The organism is Bacillus cereus group sp. MG20 (genome assembly GCF_040459885.1).
Lineage (GTDB): Bacteria > Bacillota > Bacilli > Bacillales > Bacillaceae_G > Bacillus_A > Bacillus_A cereus.
This window is the reverse complement of record NZ_JARVHF010000001.1, coordinates 4,071,755-4,091,973: the sequence shown is the minus strand read 5'-3', so window position 1 is coordinate 4,091,973 and position 20,219 is coordinate 4,071,755. Positions and strand designations below refer to the sequence as shown.

The window sequence follows — 20,219 nt, the reverse complement described above, 5'->3', positions numbered from 1 at the left end:
TTTTATGTTAAATTCGTATTTAATATATTTCCATCCATCGCCTCGTGAAACGTATATGTTGTACATCCCCATGGCTTTCTATGCAAAATAGGAGAACCAGACCATCCCATTGCCCTCAGCTCCGTTCCAATCATCGAATTAAAATAATTATGACCTACAAGAGCAATACTTCCATGTACGAGAGCATAACGATGTAACAGGTAAGCCGCTTGCCTTGCCCTCTCTCTTACTTCCTTATAAGACTCAACATCTTTATGGTAGCCAAGTATCCATAATGTGCGCCCAATGAACATCCATACCTTAATTGTGCATTTCAACCACTTCGGAGCAAAAAAGTATGAAGGAACTTCAGCTTCTCTAAAAAGAGAGTTTTGCATAAAAGATAAAGAATCCGTTAATTCAGCTGCTGATTGTACAGCACGCCTTTGATCACTTGTTAAGACAAATTTCGCTGCTTCAATTGCCTCTATTGTTTCTATCGGCATTTTAGCTTTTTGTATCATTGACTCGGAATCATACTGTTTCATCCATTCGTGAAATGAATTAATTGTCATCGGTTCTCTTATACGACCTAAACAACCATGACGAATAAAAGAAATCTTCATTCTTTTCACTCTCCATTCATCACTTACGAACTCTATTATGCACTAGTTCTAAACATCATACCACGCAAGAAAAGAAAGTCATATACCTTTACATCTCCCCACCACTATCATGCGTTATCGAAGCATGGATACCATCCATCCCATCAAAATATGTACTCGTATCATATTGACGAATCTTTTTTAAATGCATATAAGAAAATAAAAATAAAATTAAAGCTATAACACTCCCCACAAATTCAAACATCATTTTACCGCCTCTAATTTCTCCCACTTCAGCAGGTTATTCTACTTTTTCATTATACCTCGATATAAAGATTCTCGCATTTTTGCTATTTTTTTCAAATAACATGGATTTTCTACATATTTTCTTACAAAAAGTGAATATTTTTCGAATTTTTACTTTGGAAACATTTACAAAGTAGGAAATATGGTTCAAAATAGGAGGAAATAAAAAAACCCAAATTTATTCTTTTTTTGGGAAAACTGTAACAAGGAGAGTTGCTTATGCAGATCGCAGAAACTGGAGATATCATCGAATTTAAAGGTGGAATGCAAGGCCGTGTTCAAAAAGTAAATCAAAACTCTGTTATTGTTGATATAACAATTATGAAGAATTTTAGAGAACTAGATATGGAACCTCTTACAGTTGTAAGTCATAAAAACTATACTGTCATTAATCAAAATGCATAATATAATAGAAAGAAAGGGCCTGTATAGTATACAGGCCCTTTCTTTCTATTAACGATTATCAATTGTTTCCGGATATAGATCGTGGTTCATCATGCGGTAGTCAGCCATTTGTTCATACTTCGTCCCTGGGCGACCGTAGTTGCAGTATGGATCAATTGAAATGCCACCACGTGGTGTGAATTTCCCCCATACCTCAATGTAACGTGGATCCATTAATTTAATTAAATCGTTCATAATAACGTTCATGCAATCTTCGTGGAAATCACCATGATTGCGGAAACTAAATAAATACAACTTTAAAGATTTACTCTCTACCATTTTTTGCTCTGGAATATAGCTAATATAAATTGTTGCAAAATCTGGTTGTCCTGTTTTCGGACATAAACTTGTAAATTCAGGACAATTGAATTTTACAAAATAATCACGGTTTGGATGATTATTATCAAATACCTCTAATATTTCTGGGCTATATTCAAATAAATATTTTGTATTTTGATTTCCTAATAATGTTACATCTTTTAAATCTTCATCTAATCTTCCAGTCATTTTAAACATCCCTTCTCGTTATACGCCGCGTTTATTTCCCCATACTAACGCATGAAGCTGAGGCAATACTTTTGCATCATTCATCTCTTTACAATTTACAGCTTTATCAATCAGCCACTCATACTTATCTAATAATTTTTTAATAAGCATCGCATCATCCACTGTTTTTGTATCATCGTTTCCTACTTGCAGGAAAAATGGTACACCTGGATAACGTTCGTGCATCTTAACTGCATATTCAAAATCATGATCATCGAATACTACTACTTTTAAACTAATATCTTTTCCTGCTAGTTTCTGAATAATAGCATCTAACTTCTGAAAATCTGTTTTCATCGTCGAACTTGGTGGTTTTGGAGAAATTGTTACCTCATCAATTTGAAGTAACCAATCTTGCCATTTACTCCCTTGCGTTTCAATTGCCGTTCGCATTCCATTTTCTTTTAATATTGAAAGAAGAAACTCAATATTTTTCAGTAATGCCGGATTTCCGCCTGAAATCGTAACATGAGAAAAATTTTCTCCTCCAATTGCAACAAGCTCATCCCAAATATCTTCTGGTGTCATCTGTCTAATTTGATCTTTAGCTGATCCATCCCACGTAAAAGCAGAATCACACCAAGCACAGCTATAATCACAACCAGCTGTACGGATAAACATTGTCTTTTGCCCTACAACCATTCCTTCACCTTGAATAGTCGGACCGAATATTTCTAAGACAGGGATTTTACTCATCAAGCATCCACTCCCGTCTTACTTCCGCATAACTAGTCGGCGTCTCAAATAGACGAACAAATTCAACGCGAGCTCCTTTATATTCGTTCACTCGATTCTCTTTTGTTAGTGCTTCTGCCATCTTTTCATAAATCCAAACGACCATATTTTCAGCAGTCGTATTCATTGCAGGTAACGTTTCGTTTAAATAACGATGATCTAAATAAATTTCGATTTCATTCTTCCAAATTTCTTTTATATCTCCAAAGTCAATTGCAAGACCTATTTCATTTACATATCCACTAATTCCAAATACAACTTTATATGTGTGACCATGTAAGTTTTTACATTTCCCTTCATAACAGTGTAAATGGTGTGCTGCATCAAATGTAAATTCCTTGCTGACCATTACTCTTTTATTATGGTATTTGAGTTGTTTACGCTGAATATCCTTGTCCATTTTTTGCAAATTCTCTACGATGCGAAATCCAAAAAAGTTATCCATTAGTTGTTCGCTCCTTCGCGTTCCTGTAGGTACGTATCTAATCCTGCTTTACGAAGTTGACATGCTGGACATTCACCGCAACCATCACCAATGATTCCGTTATAACATGTTAATGTTTTTTCCCGAACAAACTCAAATGCTCCAAGTTCATCTGATAATTTCCATGTTTCAGCTTTATCAATCCACATAAGTGGCGTGTGAATGACAAACGGGTAATCCATAGATAAATTTAAAGTAACGTTTAACGATTTCACAAACACGTCACGGCAGTCTGGATAACCACTGAAATCAGTTTCACATACACCTGTTACAATATGACGTGCTCCAACTTGTTTTGCTAATACAGCAGCAAATGATAGGAAGAGTAAATTTCGTCCATCTACAAATGTCGATGGCAATTCACCTTCTTCATGTGTAATCTCCATATCCGTTCTCGTTAACGCATTTGGAGCAAGTTGATTTAATAGACTCATATCTAGTACCGTATGCTTTATTCCTAGCTCTTTTGCAATTTCCGCTGCACAATCAATTTCTAGCTTATGACGTTGATTGTAATTAAATGTTACAGCTTCTACCTCTGCAAACTGCTCTATTGCCCAAAATAAACATGTCGTACTATCTTGTCCTCCACTAAAAACAACAACTGCTTTTTCTTTTTTCATTTCACTCATTCTCCTTCTCTACTATAAATAAGAAGAAAGAACGTTCTTGAACTGTCACAATAAAAAAACAAAACAATACCTAAGGATATTGTTGTTTCCATAGTTTTTTATAGAGGGAGTTCGCGAACCTCTCCCGCGCGGTGCACGGAATTTCTTCTTTCATTGACACAGCTTATTGTAACATATTGTATACTAGCGTAAAAATTTCTGATTTTTCCGCTATTTATCATTTCATTTCTTTCATTTTATAGTATGATTAATTTAATATAAGAAGAGAGGAGGCATCCCACTGAAATCCTTTATTATTTATCTCTTTTTAAATATATTATTCATCCTGATTACAATGCTCGTATATCATTTATTTTGGAATCAAAAAGGGAAACGCTCTCCTAAATTAAATTCAGCTATATTCATTGTACTCTGTTGCCTCGCTACCGTACTCTGTATTACATTTGCAGCAAAAACAAATAATGGTTTTCAATTTGATATGCGCCATATTGTATTAATTGTCGGTACATTAACGGGAGGGCCTATTGCTGGTGGTTCTATCTTAGTTGTATTAAACATATATCGCTTATTATTAGGTGGGATCGGTGTTTTCCCATCTCTTATCGGTTCTGTTCTTCTATTTATTGTTCTACTATTAACCTATAAATTTTTCAATCGAACTTCTAATCGTATAAAAATAACACTTGCTATTATCTACAGTCTCACATACGGATTTAGTTGGATACCCTTCTTCCTTTCAAAGGTTACAAATAAGACTGATTATATACCGCATATTATTGTGTATGAGTTATGTTCAATGCTTGGTACGATTCTAATTTTATATTTACTACACATATTACAAACTCAAGTTCGTCTCCAAAACGAACTTATAAATGCTGAAAAATTTCATTTAATTGGTGAAATGGCAGCGTCTATCTCTCATGAAATTCGCAATCCATTAACTTCAACAAAAGGGTTTTTACAACTGTTACAATCAGATACATGCACTGAGCAGGAACGAAAATTATATATCGATATTGCCATTAACGGCATTGAACAAGCAAATCATGTTCTTACAGATTATTTAACCTTTGCTAAACCAAGCATTGAAAAAGAACAAACATTACAGTTAGAAGAAGAATTACTACATGCATTGTCGTTAATTACACCGCTTGCTAATTTAACAAATGTACGTACTCATTATATAAAGCAAAGCACTTCTTTTTTTATCGCTGGAGAAAAGCAAAAACTAAATCAATGTTTATTAAATATTTTAAAAAATTGCATTGAGGCTATGCCAAAAGGCGGTGACCTTTATTTCACATTAGTTCCTGACCATAAGCATATTCAGTTATATATAAAAGATACAGGAGTCGGTATGGATTCAGAACAAGTAAAACGTCTTGGCTCGCCTTTCTATTCAACGAAAGAAAAAGGCACTGGACTTGGAATGATGGTCGTATTCAGTGTTGTTCAAGCTATGAATGGAAAAATTGATATTATAAGTGAAAAAGGAATCGGTACAACCTTTTTATTAACTTTTCCACTCATACAAAAAACGTGATGAAATAATCATCACGTTTTTTCTGTTCCTTCAACTAATTCAGCAAAAGCTTTCACTTTTCCGTGCGGTTGTTGATTTTCTTTACGCGCTTTCCAGGCGCGCTCTTCTTCTCGCTTCTTCTTAGACATATTTTTCAACTCCTTCTTTTCTTTCTCCATGTAGTATTCCAAAATAAGAAAGAAAACTATGCACGTATCAAAAAAAGAAGTGGTTTCCCACTTCTTCCACTTTAGCGCTGCAAAATTGCATGTTTCGCCTCTTTTAATTGCGTAAGATGTCTTTGTTCATGCAAATCAAGAAATTGAACCCATTGATACAAATTCAGATCATTAAAAACAGGATGCTTTAATCCATTTTCAAATAGATCTTTTTCATCTATAACACTATGAAGCGCATGTAATAGTTCTTGTCGTGAATGTTCTAGTAATTGAATTCCTTGCTGTTTTTTCATTAAAGTTTCTGTTGGTTGCATTTGCTGAGGAGCTTCTCGTTTATGTGTGCGATCAAGCGTAAGTTGGAGGTCTTTAAATGGAGTCATGTTTCTTTCATTTTTTTGTAAAGCATATACAAGGGCAGACGTGACAGATTGTTCAACTAAATGCAAGTGGTGTAAAATTTGAATAATACTCCATTTATCACGGCGTGGCTTTACATTCACTTCTGTATCATTTAACATTTCAATTTCTGATAATAGCGTGCTTCGAGTAGACTGTAATGAGCTTACTAAACTTTCTAAACTCACATCCATATTAGATTGAAGCATACTTCTTTCCCCCCTTTTTGTTGGTGAAAAGAGGTGCTCCTTATTAGAAACACCTCTTTAGTATTCTGAATTTTCTTTTATTATCTCATCATTTTCCCATTATGTCGATGTTAAACATGTGAAAAAAAGCGTATGTTTTTTACAATTTTGTGTCGTCAATCGCATGTAACCATGCTTCAATTTCTGTAATAACACTTTTCACACAGCCTTCAGCAAATGGTGATGTTAAATTTGCAACTTCTACTAATTCTAAGAACGATTTACTTCCACCTTGTTGGCACAGATTCACATAATCTTCCCATGCCTCTTGTCTATTATCTCTTGCACGTTTCCAAAATTGTAGCGCACAAATTTGAGCAAGCGTGTAATCAATATAATAGAAAGGTGAGCTATAAATATGCCCTTGACGTTGCCAAAAACCACCGCGCTCTAAATAATCATTATCCTCATAATCACGATGCGGTAAATATTTCTTCTCTATGTTACGCCATGCTGTCTTACGCTCTTCAGGTGATGCTTCAGGATTTTCATATACATAATGTTGATATTCATCAACAGATACACCATAAGGTAAAAACAGAAGTGCTGAACTTAAGTGAGAGAAGTAATATTTATCTGCATCTTCTTCAAAGAATAGCTTCATCCATGGCCATGTAAAGAATTCCATACTCATAGAGTGGATTTCACATGCCTCATATGTTGGCCAATTATATTCTGGAATTTCAAATTTACGACTTTCATATACTTGGAAAGCATGACCTGCTTCATGTGTTAATACATCAATGTCACCAGATGTTCCATTGAAGTTTGAGAAAATAAATGGCGCTTTATAATTCTCAATATATGTACAATATCCGCCACCAGCTTTTCCTTTTTTCGCAACTAAATCTAATAAATCGTTATCTAGCATGAAATTGAAAAATTCATCTGTTTCAGCCGATAACTCTTTATACATCGTCTTTCCATGATCAACAATCCAATCCGCATCTCCTTTTGGAGTTGGGTTACCTGTAGCAAACTCAAAGTTTTCGTCGTAATAAGCTAACTTCTCTACACCGATACGTGCTTGTTGTCGCTTTCTTAATTCCGTTGTAACGGGAACGATATAATCCAGCACTTGCTGACGGTAATTAGCCACCATCTCCGCATTATAATCTGTACGGTACATTCTTGCATATCCAAGTTCAACAAAGGTTTTGAAACCTAAAGATTTTGCGATTTTCGTTCTCACTTTAACAAGCTCATCATAAATACGATCTAGTTCTTCCTCATTTCCAGCTAAAAATCCGTAGTATGCTTCACTTGCTGCTTTACGTTCGCTTCTTTCTTTTCCTTGCATAAACGGAATCAATTGCGATAACGTTCTTTCTTCTCCAGCAAAGTCAATTTTTGCGGATGCTAATAACTGTGTATATTGCGACGATAATTTATTTTCTAATTGTAAATCTTTCACGACTTCATCTGAATATGTTTTTAAATCACATTCTGCTAGAGCAAATAATTGTTTTCCATAATACGCCTCTAATTCTTCACGAAATGGAGAATTAATAAGTGCCTTATAATATTTTGTACCATATCCTTGTACAACTGGAGAGAATTCATCAAAGAAATCCTGCTCCTCCTTATAAAAAGTATCCGTCGTATCAACAGAATGGCGAATGTAACAAAGGTTTCCCATTGTACCAAAATCGTTGCGAATTTCATTAATTGAATGAATGACTTGTTTTTGTTCTTCTACAGTTTTTGCGTTATCAAACTTCTCCAAAGCAACAGTAAATTTCTCTTTTAACTCTTCAATATTTGGGCGTTTATATTCATAGTCTTTAAATGACATGAACGAGCCTCCTCTCCATTACATACCTTTATTATAATTCAATACGTATTCTCGAATTCCCTCTTAATTTTCAACAAAATTCGGCAGTGACTACTCTGAGTTCATTGCAAATAAAAAAGCCCTGGATTTATTTATCCAAAGCTCCTTTGGAACATATTATTATTTTTCATACTTCCCAATTTTTTTTAATAGATCAAGTAATTCATCTTTTTCATCTTTCGTTAACATTTCAAAAGACTGATGTATAACTTTCTCATGCCCCGGAAAAATAGAAGCAATAAAGTTCTCGCCAGACTCAGTTAATTGCGCGTAAATAACACGTCTGTCATTCGGACATGGGATTCTCTTTACTAATCCCTTTTTCTCCAGCTTATCTACAACATATGTAATGCTGCCACTGGCTATTAAAATGCGCTCACCAATTTGCTGGAGTGGTTGACCGCCTTTATGATATAGCAGTTCTAATACAGCAAATTCAGTTGGATTTAACCCGTTACTTTGTATAGATTTATTTGTAGTATCCATAACAGAACGATGTACACGAGATAATGCAATAAATACTTTTAAAGATTGAGAAATATCTTCTCGTTCATTATTTGATGTCATACAACTTTCAACCCTTCACTTAAATTCTCACCAATAAAAAGAAAATGCCACTTCATACTTCATGTGAATTCCGAATGAGCATTCACTCATCCATTTCCTCTCCCCTAATATATTAAGAATCATTCTTGAATAAAAACATGACAATTTTAACATAGTTTATATATAATGATAATAAAAAAAGAAGGAGTACCACATTTGAAAGTCAAATTCCAAAGCATAATTATATATATATTGCTTGTTATCCTACCGACAATAGGGATTGGTGCTACATTTTATTCGTATCATACATATAAAATGAAACAGGAAAACAAATTATCCGCTCATACAGTTCTCTTTTTATATAGAGATTATTTAGATCATCATCTTGGTGAAGCAATTTCTGCTTTAGACATGCTTGCAAAAGTTGTAGGCACCGAGACTGGTAATATAAACGGCATTAAACAAATTGTACATGATACAGATGGGAACGATGCACGCTTTTCTGGTTTATATTACGCTACACCAGAAGGGGTCATTACAATCGCATCTGAAGATGAATCAAAGCCTATAGATGTTTCAGACCGTAAATATATTCAAGACGTGCTACAAACTAAAAAAACCACTGTATCATCAGTCATTACTGATCGCGTTCTTGGACATAAAGCTATTATGATTGCTACCCCCATATTCAATAAACAGAAAGAGCTCTCAGGATTATTATTAGCTAGTTTACGCTTTGATTACATTTCATCTTCTTTAAATGCCATTAAACCACAATACCATTTTGAGGTAACTGATAAACATGATGTAGTTTTTCTAACCGATGATAATAACGACACAAGTGATACGCATTCTAATATGCTTACTACCCCACTCCAAAGATTAAATTGGAAGGTCTCTGTTTCTCCATTACCTATTCATCAGAAAACCTTATACCAGTGGGTTGCAATAGAGTGTATCGCTACTTTATTTTTAATGTCTATTTTATTTTTACTTGCTCAATATATGTTGTTAAAACGTCAAACAAAACTTGAAAGACAACAAAACGAACTACAGAAAATTGAATTAGTTGGAACTTTTGCAGCAAGTACAGCACACGAAATCCGTAATCCTCTTACTGGAATTAAAGGACTCGTTGCTCTATTAAAAGAGAAATATAAAGATGAACAAGATCAGTTCTACTTTTCCGTAATTGAACAAGAAATAGAGCGAATCAATGAAATTGTAAGTGAATTTCTTATTCTCGGAAAGCCAACCGCCATCATCGAACAAACATATGATGTAAGAACAATTCTAAATGAGGTAGCATTAATTATTCAATCTGAGGCGAATTTACATAACATTGTATTCCATTTACATTTGCCAGACCATCCCGTTCATATCCGTTGTTCGAAAGACCATATGAAACAAGTGGTTTTAAACATTACAAAAAATGCAATTGAGGCTATGACTTCTAGTGATACACTAACCATTGTAGTAAAAAACAATGAAACACATGCACAATTGCAGATTATAGATACTGGGAAAGGGATTCCACAACATATTCAAAAACACCTCTTTCATCCGTTCTTTACTAATAAAGATACTGGAACAGGTCTTGGACTTGTCATATGTAAACGAATTGTAGAGATGTATAATGGGCATATTTTTATTGACAGTACAGAAAACGAAGGAACGACAGTTCATATCGAAATTCCGTTACACATAGTATAATTATCCTTATCCTATAAGGGTAATTATACTTATTTCATAAAACCAGCGACAAGCATTCGCCAAAAATTATTTGATTTTCCTTCATACCCGATTTGGAAAATAGGTATTTTTATAATTGAAAACCATTTCGGTGTTTGTTTTTCTTTATAACACTGATATTGTAAAATAAGCTTGTCCAATTCTTGACTAACTTGAATTGTCTCCTTACTATTTAGCCCACTTGTTAATCCTAGTTGAATCATTTCTTCACGTTTCATATGAATATCACGTGAAAGCTTTTCTAATGTGTACTTCCTTTTTACAGTAAACATCCATATCCCCCTTATTATACTTCCATGCTCTCAAGTTCACTTCTCCATTGACTTTTTTAACTACTTAATCATATGCAAATTTGAAGAATCAGAAAATTTAACATTTTCTCCCTGTAATTTACAAATCTTTACCCTCACTTTGAGAATTATTACAAATTATTCTATCTTTGTAAATACATTCGCAATAATAGACATTTTTTTCATCTTCTTTTTTTACAAATTCTACGTAAACCGGGGATTCTTAATTTTCCACCTACTTTTCTTCGACATTTTTTGTTTAATTTATATAAAAAAGCAAAACATAATGATGATTGATAAAGTGAAACTTTCATCAGTGTTTTTTGTTCAGCCCCACTGATTATTAGCATTCACCAATCGGGCGTTTATTGGCAGTGAATCTCCCACCTATCCAGCCCAATGTTGAGGTGGGAGTCTTACTACCCACAAATAGCGGGATAACAAGAGAAAGGAAATATTTATATGCGAAAATATACGATTGCATTATTCATCATTGTTTTGTTTTTACCGTCCTTCTTATTTCCTATTCAAGCAACTGCTCATACGAATAAAGTTGCTATTGTCATTGATGATTTCGGCAATAATATGAAGGGGACTAATCAAATGTTGTCACTTCCAATTCCACTAACTGTTGCTGTTATGCCTTTTCTTCCTTCCACAAAAGAAGATGCAATAGCTGCCCATAAGAAAGGCCATGAAGTTATTATACATATGCCAATGGAACCTATTAAAGGTAAAAAAGAATGGCTTGGGCCGAAAGCCATTACAACCGATTTAAGCGATGAAGAAATAAACAACCGACTTGAACAAGCGATTCAAGAAGTTCCGCATGCAATTGGAATGAACAATCATATGGGGTCAAAAGTAACAGCGGATGAAAGAATTGTTCGCCTTATACTTGCTGCTTGTAAAAAACACGGTTTATTTTACTTAGATAGTAAAACGAATCCTAAGAGTGTCGTCCCAAAAATCGGAAAAGAATTAGGAGTTCCTATTATTGAAAACCAACTATTTTTTGATGATGTGTATACAGCAGGACATATTTCAAAACAAGCCCAATTACTCATCAAAAAAATTCAAGAAAAACCCATTATGGTAGCTATCGGGCATGTGGGCCCCCCAGGTGAAATTACATCACGCGTTATTGAAACTTCTATCCCTAAAATTCGTGAGCATGCAGACTTTATTTTTTTATCTGATCTAGCATTATCCCCGCCTCCTGTTTCAAAATAAAGTTCATTACTCACATATAACCAGCCCTCACCAATCGGGCTTTTACGGGAAGCCCCCCATTGCTTTCACTGAATTTTGAGGTGGGGATCTTACCGCCCACAAATAACGGGACAAAAAAGTACCTATCTGTATATAACAGATAGGTACTTTTCTTTTTAACTTAAATATAATCTACATGACTCACTCTGAATCCTTTTTTCTCTATTTTTCCGATTAATTGCTTTAATCTTGTTTCATCTAACTCATCTGATATATTTACAATAACCCGACGGATATATTGATCACCGTTATCGAGTGTAAACAAACCACCGATATTATATGCTTTTAACAATGTCCCAAGCTCTTTAATCGTCCCCTTACAATCTTGTGTTGCAATTGTTAATATATAACCACCTGTTCGCATACCAAATGAATCTTCAATAACATCAAATATATTCGAATGCGTTAACATACCGACAAATTCATTATAATCATTTAGCACGGCTAAAAACGGAAGCCGACGAATTACATAAAAGGCTCTGAAGAAGGAATCCTTTTCAAAAATAAATGCATTGGAATTGTCAAGCATATCTCCTGCACTTACATGATCTAATCCGCTATTGCATTTTTTTTCTAATAAATCTACTTTATAAATAATCCCTGTGAATTTCTTCTCATCTTCTGCTAATACCGGGATGGCTCGAAATCCCGTTTCGTTCATCATTTGCAGTGCCTCTTCACCAGAATCATTTATTTTGCAAAATGTTACTTGCTGCTTTGGCAGAAAATGATATTTAACTCGCAAAATATGTTCCTCCTTACATGTCAACATGTAATCTATATATAATAAGGAGACCTATATTTTATGAGTGAAATTATTTTTAAAACGCTTTCATTTATTTATTAACTTGTATCCATATCACATACATTTTTATATAACAGAGCTCCTTGCGCCCTTAATCATTAATAACTTTACATGATAGTTCATTAAATATTCTATACCCTCTAGCCATTTTTTCGATTCTTCTGGCGTTTTCCCCCACACAATCATGCCGTAATTATGAACAAGAACTACTCCTCCACCTTCAATGAAATTCGGAACATTACTTTCTAATAAATCAGCGAATTTTTTTTCATCTTCTACAATTGGAATTGTCATTTCTGTTATACCTTCTTTTCCGAAAACACGCTCCACACTGCGTTTATCGAACGTTACTTCTCCTTCTTCTCCATATAACTCTGATATTAAATGACTATCTACAGTCTGCACTTGTAAAATACATCCTGCACTACTTTTTTTATAAATATCTGCATGCATAAATGACTCTGCAGCTGGTTTTTCTTCATTTTCAAATACTGACTCGCACATGCAATTTACGACAATAAAATCTTCTTCCGAAAATAGCCCTTTATCTCTTCCCTCAACATTTACTAAGAATGTTAACGGCTCTTTTGACGTACATAGCGATAAACTAATTTTGGTACCATAAAACCAATCACGAAGTGCCAATTCAGATTTCACATCTTTTAATTCATTCCATTTCTTCAGAAAAAATAACATTTCGTCACCCCCGGCATAATATTGATATAAGGTTCGAATCCTTTCTATGTAAAAGGAATATTTTTTGATTATTCTAAAAATTTAATTGAATTATCACATGAGAACGCTTTTTTGTCAATATAGTTTCGTGGTTCTTCTTTAAAATAGGCTATTCATATGTCTATACTCCTATCTATTTCCTATTTCATTTTGCACATAAAAAAATACGCTATTCTTTAATTAAAGAATAGCGTATTTTCCTCATTTTTTATCCCGCTATTTACCGGGCAGTAAGACCCCCACTGATTAAAGTTTCACTTTATTTCTTTATTGCGTTATATAAAAACTGTGCGTATTGTTCACGTGTTACGAAATTATCTCCTAAAAAGTTCCCTTCCCCGTCACCTTTTGATATTTTATTATCTACTAAAGCTTTCACATATCCTTTCGCCCAATGGCCATTTGGTATATCTTTAAAGTTCTCTGCACTATTTTCATTTTCTTTTAACTGAAATACTCTTTGTAGTACTACTGACATTTCATATCGAGTTAATACTCCATCTGGACGGAATGTATCATTTCCATACCCTGTCATAATCCCAGCTTGAACTACTGCATCAATAGCCGTTTCATACATATTTCCTTTCGTATCTGTAAATGTCGTTTTTGGTTTTAGATTATTTTCTAATTTTAAGTACCTTTGTATTAGAAGTGCTACTTGTCCACGAGTAATGTTATCCCCAAATCCAAATTCACCATTTCCATAGCCTATAAATAACTTTTCTTTCGCTAAGTAATTAATTGCTTCTTCTGACCAATGTCCTTTTGGTACATCTTTAAATTCTACCACTTCTGTTTTCTCATCTTCTTTAGATGTATTACCGTCTTTACTTTCTACTACATTTTGAATAACAGATCCTGTAAAGAAGATTCCTGTATCCGCGAATGGATCTTTCACACCAAATTCATATACTTTCTCACCTGATGTACTCCATTTCACTACACCATTACTATACGTACCGTTATCGCTCTTCAGACGGATTTTCGTAGAAACCTCACCATCTTTTTCATATATAGGTACTTTTACTTCTTTATTTACTTCTGTTTCCTCTAAAAATACTTTTTGATTTTGGACATTAATATAAGCCGTCTTACTTAGTTCTATAACTGGTCGGACATCACGGATTTCATTTGCAACAAAACTTAGAAATACTAATTTTTTCAAATTGCTCACTGGTGATAAGTCTGAAATATAATTCGCTTCTAAATCAAGCTTTTGTAAGTTTACTAGACTTGATAATGGCGTAATATCCTTTAACTCATTGTTAGGTAAGTGTAATTGTTTTAACTGTGTCATCTTACTTAGAGGAGTAACATCTTTTATTTCATTTTTCCCGATCCACAATTCTTCTAATTGCTTCATTTGCTCAATGCCGGATAAATCTTTAACTTTATTACGTGTTAATACTAAGTCTGTTAAAGGTAATGAATATAACGCTTTAATATCTTCAATTTGATTACCTGCTAAAGTTAAGTATGTTACATTTTTCAAAGCGCTTAATGGAGCAACGTTCGTAATTTTATTATTTGCTAAATTCAAGTAATCTAGTTGTTCCATTTTCGCTAATGCTGTTACATCTTCTATTTGGTTGCCTGATAGATATAAACTTTTTACATTTTTCATTTCAGTTAGTGGTGCAACGTTTGTAATTTTATTATTACTTAAATCAAGAGATTCTAAATTATCCATCTTAACAAGTGGCGTTACATCTGCAAATTCATTACCACGCAAAGCTAAATGATTTAATTGCTTTAAGTTCGCAAAGAACGACGGGTCTTTTATCTTCGCATTCGCAACTGTTAAAGATTTTAAATTTGGCATATATTTTAATGCACTATAATCAAGTATCTCATTTGTATTTAAAAATAAATCCTTTACTTGTAATAACTCTTCTTTCGTAATTGGTGTATTTAAATCTTTTCTATTAAATACTTTTTTATTCACAAGTTCTCTTAATTTGTTATCTGTTATCATATTTTGATTATCAACTGGATTATCCGTTTCCCTATTGCCTGAATTAGAGTTATCATCTGGTTTCTCTGTTTCTTTGTTACCTACAGTTGGATCTTTAATTTCAAATTGAACTTGATATTTGTGATCATATCCAATAGCTGGAATAAGTATATGCATTTGCATATTGTGCTTCTTCTCAAACTCGCCAATTTCAAATTGGACTACTTTCGTTCCGTTCTTCCTCTTATCTTCTGACAAAACCTTCACATCATGAAATACACCAGGCTGGTTTCTATCTTCTATTCTAAGATATTGAAAATAATCGCTATCTTGCATTGTTACAGTGACAATTTTTTTACCAGCTGCAATCGTTACTTTAGGATCTTTTATATATTGAGAAACCATAGATGGCTCGTCTTTTTGGTCCTTATATATTTTAATTTCAGTATCATACGTGCGATCACTCGCTGCTGCTACCGATTGATTTGCTTCAACTTTTAATGCCGCTAATGCTGGAGTAGAATACGTAGCAAATGGAATTGCTAATGTTGTCGCTACTACTAGCGCCTTCATATAATTTTTTTTCAAAATAATATCCCCTATCATATACAATTTTTATAATTGATAACCCTTATCAATTATCCACAAATAAATGATAATGAATATCATTATCATTGTCAATGAAAATATTACATTAAATTTATATTTTTAAAGATAAAAAATATAAAGCCCTTTATTCAAAGGGCTTTTTTACCTATCGTATGAAGAATTTCACTTTTTTCCTTCTCATTGATGACACCAATTTTTTGCAAAATATTCGCGTACAATACAAGTTTATTATATATTCGTTCTGACATGTTCTCCCTTCTTTCCTTCGACCAACTTTTTTTGTATTGGTAAATTATATGAAAGAGATGAGAAAATGTGTCCACTTTTTGCATAAATGCAAATCTTTTATTTTACGATTTGCAGACAATAAAACTCCCTCCTAAAAATTAGGCGGGAGTTTAGGTACTTTCACTTTATTTAACAAACTGTCCACTGAATATTATGCTTCATAAGTTCTTCTTCAAAACTATATGGCATTTTTTTATCACAAATTACATGTTGAATACGTGAAAATGCTGCTATACGATAATTCCCTTTCACGCCTACCTTCGTATGATCACATAAAATATATGTCTTCTCAGCTAATTTCATCATCGCCTCTGACAATTTCGCTTTCTCTAATTCAAAGCTGGAAACTCCAAAACTAGGTAATAACCCATCAATCGAAACGAACGCTTTATGAAAATGGAATTGCTGTATTACTTGCTGAGAAATAGACCCTGATACACGCGAATGCTTTGGAGATACTTTTCCACCTATAAATAAAACTTCACCGTGAAACATCTTTTTATTAATAGAAGAAATTAATTGTGTTGCGACTGGAAATGAACTTGTTACAATCGTTAAGTTTTTACGATGAACAAGGTATGGAACCATTTGAAGCGGTGTACTTCCATCATCAATTGCAATGACATCACCATCTTCTACAAATGTCGCTGCTTTATAACCAATTCTTTTCTTCTCTTCTATATGTAGCATTTCTCTTTCTAACATTGGCGCCTCTACCCCAGCGCCTGGAAGTTGAACAGCTCCACCATACACTTTCTTCAGCTTCTTTTCACGATCTAATTCTTCTAAATAACGACGAATCGTTTCTGTTGATACAGCAAATTCTCTCGCTAATTCTGAAACCTTTACTTTTCCTTTAAATTCTACCTTTTCAAGAATGGTTCGCTTTCTTTCTTCTCCTACTACAGACATAGCTTCACCTCATTTATATCTCCCTCATAAACTTCCTTACTTATACAAAGTTATAATTTTCTTTGTAAGTAGAAACTTCTTCATGAATATGAATACCGCGCTTTGCTAGCTCATCAAAAATTAATTGTGGATTTTCAAAAGCTTCTTCAGGCGTAACAACACCCACCCTATTTACATTTCCAGTTGCAATTAACTCTGCGGCAATCCCAAATGGAATACCGACGTTTCTCGTATACGCTCTTAATTTTTCCCATCCTACAACAGAACCATCAGATAACGGATGTGTATGATATAACACATGTCTTTGCTTCTCATTATTTTTCATACCTATTACTTCTACATGAAGTGCATAACCATAAAGCTCTGTTTCTTGTCCTTCTTTCGATTGCAATAAATACTGCGAAATACAATCCATAATGCCTATTTCTTTCCCGTTTATTTCAATCTGATCATTACGCAATATGCCGTAATCATATAAAGCACGTACAAGTTGCATATTTTGCTTCGGCCAAGTTCCTCTCGTCTCTATCAGTTTGACACCTTTATTTTCTAGTGCCTTTGCTAACGTAATCGTTTCAGAATGCGGAATGATATACTGCGTTTCCTTACCATAAGGCGCTGGCAATTCTATTTCTCTCGGACGCGCAAACGGAAGTACTTGTTTAAATTCACCATCTTCATACACTGTACGCGATGGTAAATGTGGATCATATTCATATGTCGTTGTCTCTGTAATTGAAGCAGAAAAAGCAATCGGACGATACGAACCGTGACTTACGCGGACAGACTCTACAGTATCCAGTTGATTTGCTGCATGCATTGCCATCATTTGCGTTACACCTGGCGTCATGCCAAACCCAGGCAAACATGTTTTTTCATTTTGAACAAATATAGCATGCGATTCATTTTCTTCACCAAATCCATTTAAGTTCACACCGTGGCAGCCTGCTTCTGCAATACAGCGAGTCGACAATCCGTTTAGCTTTATCGTCGTACCATCCAATACAATGTCATAACCTTTCATTTTTGCAACCGTATCCTCGTGATTCGTTACATCTACTTTTACAAAATCAACACGAGGATCGTTGAGCCATTCTACTACTTTACGGCCTTCTTCCTCGTTAAAATCGGCTACAGTAATCGTCTCAAAAAAAGATGAAAATTGAACTAAATCCAAAATAGCTTCACGACAAATTTTACCTGCTCCACCTAAACAAAATACTTTCACGCAATAACAGCTCCTTTAGCAATACTATCAACTAAGCGATTAATATCTTCTTCATGTACATCACCTATATTTCCAATCCGGAACGTATCTACTTTCGAAATTTTCCCAGGGTAAATAACAAATCCATAGCATTTTAATTCGTTATATAACTGTTGAAACTCGAACTCCCCTTTTGGATAAATGAAAGATGTAATAATAGGAGATTGATATTTCTCATCTACTAGTGGCTTAAATCCGATTTCTCCCATTCTATTCACTAGTAGTTTTTGATTGTTGTAATATCGATTGTAACGTGCTCTTACTCCACCCTCTTTTTCTAGTTCAAGTAGTGCTTGATAAAAAGCATGTACAACATGTGTAGGTGAAGTAAAACGCCATTTCCCATTTTGTTTTTCCATCGTTTCCCATTGATCATATAAATCAAGAGATAAAGAGCGTCCTTGCCCTTTACACTTCAATAATTCATCACGTTTTGCGATTACAAATCCGAATCCTGGAACCCCTTGAATACACTTATTCGCACTACTAATTAAAAAATCAATTTGTAAATCAGCAATGTCTATTTCAATCCCGCCGAAACTACTCATCGCATCAACAATTGTAACCTTTCCATACTGCTTTCCTAATCTACATACATCTACAATTGGATTTATAATGCCTGTCGTTGTTTCACAATGAACAACTGCAATATGCGTAATCTCTTTATCTTCTTGCAATAACTTTTCTACTTCTACAATATTAGTAGGTTCCCACTCTTCTGTTTGGCTGACCACTACATCAATCTGTAACATCTCTGCCATTTGCACAATGCGCTTACCGTACGCACCATTTGTACAAACGAGCAGCTTCCCATTTGCCGGAATAACAGAGCCAATTACCGCTTCAACTGAAAACGTACCGCTTCCTTGCATTAACACTGTTGTATATTTCTCTTCTTCCTTCGTCGCTAGCGATACAAGTTTAGCTCTTACTTCTTGCACCATCGTATTATATTCAACATCCCACGTACACCAATCGTATAGCATAACTTCTTTTACTGATTTTGTTGTCGTTAATGGTCCTGGTGTTAATAATAAGTAGTGATTTTCATTCATGATCCCGTACCCCTTTATGAAATAATAAGTTCTTGTTTCTCGATATGTTCCATTACGTTTTCGAGCTCCTGCATCGTTTCAATCGTAAAATGAGCCCCATTTTCAACAAACCGATTACGAACTATTTCTATTTTTTCACGAAGCTCTACCGAATCCATACTCTCCACTTCCTCTTCCGTTAAACCGAGCTCACTACTTCCAAGAATTACACCAACTGTCCACATTCCAGCATTTCTACCTTCTTTCATATCTGATACTGTGTCCCCTACTTTTATCATATGGTTCATCGGATACACACCAAGTTCCATTGCATTTTTATAGCACATCCATGGGTATGGGCGGCCTGCTGGAACATCATCTGGCGTAACAAGAAAATCAGGTTTATATCCTTGTAACGCTGCTTCCTTTGCTACAATATCTATCATTTCTCTCGTATAACCAGTTGTTGAACCGATTTTAATGCCTCTCTCACGTAAAGAAGCGATTACTTCTTTTACCCCATCAATCGGATTAGCATAATTTGGCAAAATAGAAAAGAGAATTTCTTCAAACTCTTCATACATCTCATAAATGTCTGCTTCTGTTGGTAAGTGACCAAAGACACGCTTCCACTCATCCGCAATACGAGGCATTTCTGTTAGTGCCCTTACATGATCTATTTTTAATAATCCCATTGGCTTACGTGCTTCTTCTGCTGTAATTTCAACGCCGCGTTTATGAAAAATCTTCATGAATACTTCTAGTGGTGCAAAGCATCCGTAATCAACCGTCGTACCTGCCCAATCAAAAATAACTGCTTCAATTTTCATTCTGTCCATCACCCT

Annotated in this window: 22 protein-coding genes and 1 riboswitch; of the genes, 4 read left to right on the top strand and 18 right to left on the bottom strand. The window is 34.4% G+C overall.

What is annotated here, in order from left to right; genetic code table 11:
* Positions 1–2: 2 nt before the first annotated feature.
* Together QCI81_RS20985 and QCI81_RS20980 are read right to left on the bottom strand one after the other, a co-directional pair.
* The gene (locus QCI81_RS20985) at positions 3–605 is read right to left on the bottom strand and encodes a hypothetical protein (RefSeq protein ID WP_000703093.1); all 603 of its coding nucleotides are present in this window, start codon (positions 603–605) and stop codon (positions 3–5) included.
* A gap of 88 nt (positions 606–693) precedes the next feature.
* On the bottom strand, positions 694–849 hold the full coding sequence (locus QCI81_RS20980; protein WP_000461432.1) for a hypothetical protein: 156 nt from the start codon (positions 847–849) through the stop codon (positions 694–696).
* 260 nt (positions 850–1,109) lie between these two features.
* Between QCI81_RS20980 and QCI81_RS20975 the strand changes: the two genes are divergently transcribed.
* Positions 1,110–1,295, top strand: coding sequence for a YkvS family protein (locus tag QCI81_RS20975; RefSeq protein WP_001165082.1), 186 nt, complete (start codon positions 1,110–1,112; stop codon positions 1,293–1,295).
* Between the two features lie 48 nt (positions 1,296–1,343).
* On the opposite strand, the gene queF is transcribed toward QCI81_RS20975, so the two are convergent.
* Genes queF through queC form a run of 4 tightly spaced genes read right to left on the bottom strand, consistent with a single transcriptional unit; the run spans position 1,344 to position 3,722 of the window.
* Positions 1,344–1,841, bottom strand: a complete 498-nt coding sequence (gene queF, locus QCI81_RS20970) for a preQ(1) synthase (RefSeq protein WP_001986050.1) — start codon at positions 1,839–1,841, stop codon at positions 1,344–1,346.
* A gap of 18 nt (positions 1,842–1,859) precedes the next feature.
* Positions 1,860–2,576 carry a 7-carboxy-7-deazaguanine synthase QueE gene (gene queE, locus QCI81_RS20965; protein WP_000036299.1) on the bottom strand — a complete coding sequence of 239 codons (717 nt, stop codon included), beginning with the start codon at positions 2,574–2,576 and terminating at the stop codon, positions 1,860–1,862.
* Complete coding sequence (gene queD / locus QCI81_RS20960; protein WP_000368414.1) at positions 2,569–3,060, bottom strand: 6-carboxytetrahydropterin synthase QueD; 492 nt, start codon at positions 3,058–3,060, stop codon at positions 2,569–2,571. The genes queE and queD overlap by 8 nt, the downstream gene beginning before the upstream one ends.
* Positions 3,060–3,722, bottom strand: a complete 663-nt coding sequence (gene queC / locus QCI81_RS20955) for a 7-cyano-7-deazaguanine synthase QueC (protein ID WP_000711595.1) — start codon at positions 3,720–3,722, stop codon at positions 3,060–3,062. The genes queD and queC overlap by 1 nt, the downstream gene beginning before the upstream one ends.
* Before the next feature lie 93 nt (positions 3,723–3,815).
* Positions 3,816–3,859: riboswitch (PreQ1 riboswitch) on the bottom strand.
* 206 nt (positions 3,860–4,065) lie between these two features.
* Here queC and kinB point away from each other — a divergent pair.
* A complete protein-coding gene (gene kinB, locus QCI81_RS20950) occupies positions 4,066–5,274 on the top strand; it encodes a sporulation sensor histidine kinase KinB (RefSeq protein WP_000964151.1) in 1,209 nt (402 codons plus the stop codon).
* Between the two features lie 11 nt (positions 5,275–5,285).
* Here the strand turns inward: kinB and QCI81_RS20945 are convergent, their stop codons facing one another.
* The 4 genes from QCI81_RS20945 to QCI81_RS20930 all read right to left on the bottom strand — a co-directional run bounded on the left by QCI81_RS20945 (position 5,286) and on the right by QCI81_RS20930 (position 8,477).
* Entirely contained in the window at positions 5,286–5,402 is a 117-nt protein-coding gene (locus QCI81_RS20945; protein WP_000038355.1) for a DUF6254 family protein, read from the bottom strand.
* Between the two features lie 101 nt (positions 5,403–5,503).
* Positions 5,504–6,037 (bottom strand): DinB family protein, encoded by a 534-nt coding sequence (locus QCI81_RS20940; protein ID WP_000941977.1) that lies wholly within the window; start codon positions 6,035–6,037, stop codon positions 5,504–5,506.
* A 139-nt stretch (positions 6,038–6,176) separates the two neighbouring features.
* A complete protein-coding gene (locus QCI81_RS20935) occupies positions 6,177–7,871 on the bottom strand; it encodes a M3 family oligoendopeptidase (protein WP_063546912.1) in 1,695 nt (564 codons plus the stop codon).
* A 159-nt stretch (positions 7,872–8,030) separates the two neighbouring features.
* On the bottom strand, positions 8,031–8,477 hold the full coding sequence (locus QCI81_RS20930) for a MarR family winged helix-turn-helix transcriptional regulator (RefSeq protein WP_000203336.1): 447 nt from the start codon (positions 8,475–8,477) through the stop codon (positions 8,031–8,033).
* A 195-nt stretch (positions 8,478–8,672) separates the two neighbouring features.
* Here QCI81_RS20930 and QCI81_RS20925 point away from each other — a divergent pair, with 195 nt between their 5' ends.
* Positions 8,673–10,169, top strand: coding sequence for a DUF3149 domain-containing protein (locus QCI81_RS20925; RefSeq protein WP_053564935.1), 1,497 nt, complete (start codon positions 8,673–8,675; stop codon positions 10,167–10,169).
* A gap of 29 nt (positions 10,170–10,198) precedes the next feature.
* Here QCI81_RS20925 and QCI81_RS20920 read toward each other — a convergent pair whose 3' ends face one another.
* Complete coding sequence (locus tag QCI81_RS20920) at positions 10,199–10,480, bottom strand: aspartyl-phosphate phosphatase Spo0E family protein (protein WP_000495527.1); 282 nt, start codon at positions 10,478–10,480, stop codon at positions 10,199–10,201.
* Positions 10,481–10,960: 480 nt separating this feature from the next.
* Here QCI81_RS20920 and QCI81_RS20915 point away from each other — a divergent pair, with 480 nt between their 5' ends.
* A complete protein-coding gene (locus QCI81_RS20915) occupies positions 10,961–11,731 on the top strand; it encodes a divergent polysaccharide deacetylase family protein (protein WP_001234111.1) in 771 nt (256 codons plus the stop codon).
* A 160-nt stretch (positions 11,732–11,891) separates the two neighbouring features.
* On the opposite strand, the gene cbpA is transcribed toward QCI81_RS20915, so the two are convergent.
* The 7 genes from cbpA to phnX form a co-directional block, all read right to left on the bottom strand.
* On the bottom strand, positions 11,892–12,515 hold the full coding sequence (gene cbpA, locus QCI81_RS20910; RefSeq protein ID WP_053564936.1) for a cyclic di-AMP binding protein CbpA: 624 nt from the start codon (positions 12,513–12,515) through the stop codon (positions 11,892–11,894).
* A 126-nt stretch (positions 12,516–12,641) separates the two neighbouring features.
* Positions 12,642–13,271: a class II aldolase/adducin family protein gene (locus QCI81_RS20905; protein WP_053564937.1), complete on the bottom strand. Its 630-nt coding sequence runs from the start codon at positions 13,269–13,271 to the stop codon at positions 12,642–12,644.
* Between the two features lie 298 nt (positions 13,272–13,569).
* The gene (locus QCI81_RS20900; protein WP_071730704.1) at positions 13,570–15,870 is read right to left on the bottom strand and encodes an NEAT domain-containing leucine-rich repeat protein; all 2,301 of its coding nucleotides are present in this window, start codon (positions 15,868–15,870) and stop codon (positions 13,570–13,572) included.
* 420 nt (positions 15,871–16,290) lie between these two features.
* The gene (locus tag QCI81_RS20895) at positions 16,291–17,073 is read right to left on the bottom strand and encodes a DeoR/GlpR family DNA-binding transcription regulator (RefSeq protein WP_000117666.1); all 783 of its coding nucleotides are present in this window, start codon (positions 17,071–17,073) and stop codon (positions 16,291–16,293) included.
* Between the two features lie 40 nt (positions 17,074–17,113).
* On the bottom strand, positions 17,114–18,301 hold the full coding sequence (locus QCI81_RS20890) for a saccharopine dehydrogenase family protein (protein WP_071730702.1): 1,188 nt from the start codon (positions 18,299–18,301) through the stop codon (positions 17,114–17,116).
* Positions 18,298–19,395, bottom strand: a complete 1,098-nt coding sequence (gene phnW, locus QCI81_RS20885) for a 2-aminoethylphosphonate--pyruvate transaminase (RefSeq protein ID WP_071730700.1) — start codon at positions 19,393–19,395, stop codon at positions 18,298–18,300. Before phnW ends, QCI81_RS20890 begins: the two co-directional genes overlap by 4 nt.
* 14 nt (positions 19,396–19,409) lie before the next feature.
* Entirely contained in the window at positions 19,410–20,204 is a 795-nt protein-coding gene (phnX, locus tag QCI81_RS20880; protein ID WP_071730698.1) for a phosphonoacetaldehyde hydrolase, read from the bottom strand.
* Positions 20,205–20,219: the final 15 nt, after the last annotated feature.

What these genes read in the sequence shown, in the direction of transcription:
- QCI81_RS20985 (WP_000703093.1), bottom strand. Translation starts at nt 605, where the DNA reads ATGAAGATTTCTTTTATTCGTCATGGTTGTTTAGGTCGTATAAGAGAA.
- QCI81_RS20980 (WP_000461432.1), bottom strand. Translation starts at nt 849, where the DNA reads ATGTTTGAATTTGTGGGGAGTGTTATAGCTTTAATTTTATTTTTATTT.
- QCI81_RS20975 (WP_001165082.1), top strand. Translation starts at nt 1,110, where the DNA reads ATGCAGATCGCAGAAACTGGAGATATCATCGAATTTAAAGGTGGAATG.
- queF (WP_001986050.1), bottom strand. Translation starts at nt 1,841, where the DNA reads ATGACTGGAAGATTAGATGAAGATTTAAAAGATGTAACATTATTAGGA.
- queE (WP_000036299.1), bottom strand. Translation starts at nt 2,576, where the DNA reads ATGAGTAAAATCCCTGTCTTAGAAATATTCGGTCCGACTATTCAAGGT.
- queD (WP_000368414.1), bottom strand. Translation starts at nt 3,060, where the DNA reads ATGGATAACTTTTTTGGATTTCGCATCGTAGAGAATTTGCAAAAAATG.
- queC (WP_000711595.1), bottom strand. Translation starts at nt 3,722, where the DNA reads ATGAAAAAAGAAAAAGCAGTTGTTGTTTTTAGTGGAGGACAAGATAGT.
- kinB (WP_000964151.1), top strand. Translation starts at nt 4,066, where the DNA reads ATGCTCGTATATCATTTATTTTGGAATCAAAAAGGGAAACGCTCTCCT.
- QCI81_RS20945 (WP_000038355.1), bottom strand. Translation starts at nt 5,402, where the DNA reads ATGTCTAAGAAGAAGCGAGAAGAAGAGCGCGCCTGGAAAGCGCGTAAA.
- QCI81_RS20940 (WP_000941977.1), bottom strand. Translation starts at nt 6,037, where the DNA reads ATGCTTCAATCTAATATGGATGTGAGTTTAGAAAGTTTAGTAAGCTCA.
- QCI81_RS20935 (WP_063546912.1), bottom strand. Translation starts at nt 7,871, where the DNA reads ATGTCATTTAAAGACTATGAATATAAACGCCCAAATATTGAAGAGTTA.
- QCI81_RS20930 (WP_000203336.1), bottom strand. Translation starts at nt 8,477, where the DNA reads ATGACATCAAATAATGAACGAGAAGATATTTCTCAATCTTTAAAAGTA.
- QCI81_RS20920 (WP_000495527.1), bottom strand. Translation starts at nt 10,480, where the DNA reads ATGTTTACTGTAAAAAGGAAGTACACATTAGAAAAGCTTTCACGTGAT.
- QCI81_RS20915 (WP_001234111.1), top strand. Translation starts at nt 10,961, where the DNA reads ATGCGAAAATATACGATTGCATTATTCATCATTGTTTTGTTTTTACCG.
- QCI81_RS20905 (WP_053564937.1), bottom strand. Translation starts at nt 13,271, where the DNA reads ATGTTATTTTTTCTGAAGAAATGGAATGAATTAAAAGATGTGAAATCT.
- QCI81_RS20900 (WP_071730704.1), bottom strand. Translation starts at nt 15,870, where the DNA reads ATGATAGGGGATATTATTTTGAAAAAAAATTATATGAAGGCGCTAGTA.
- QCI81_RS20895 (WP_000117666.1), bottom strand. Translation starts at nt 17,073, where the DNA reads ATGTCTGTAGTAGGAGAAGAAAGAAAGCGAACCATTCTTGAAAAGGTA.
- phnW (WP_071730700.1), bottom strand. Translation starts at nt 19,395, where the DNA reads ATGAATGAAAATCACTACTTATTATTAACACCAGGACCATTAACGACA.
- phnX (WP_071730698.1), bottom strand. Translation starts at nt 20,204, where the DNA reads ATGAAAATTGAAGCAGTTATTTTTGATTGGGCAGGTACGACGGTTGAT.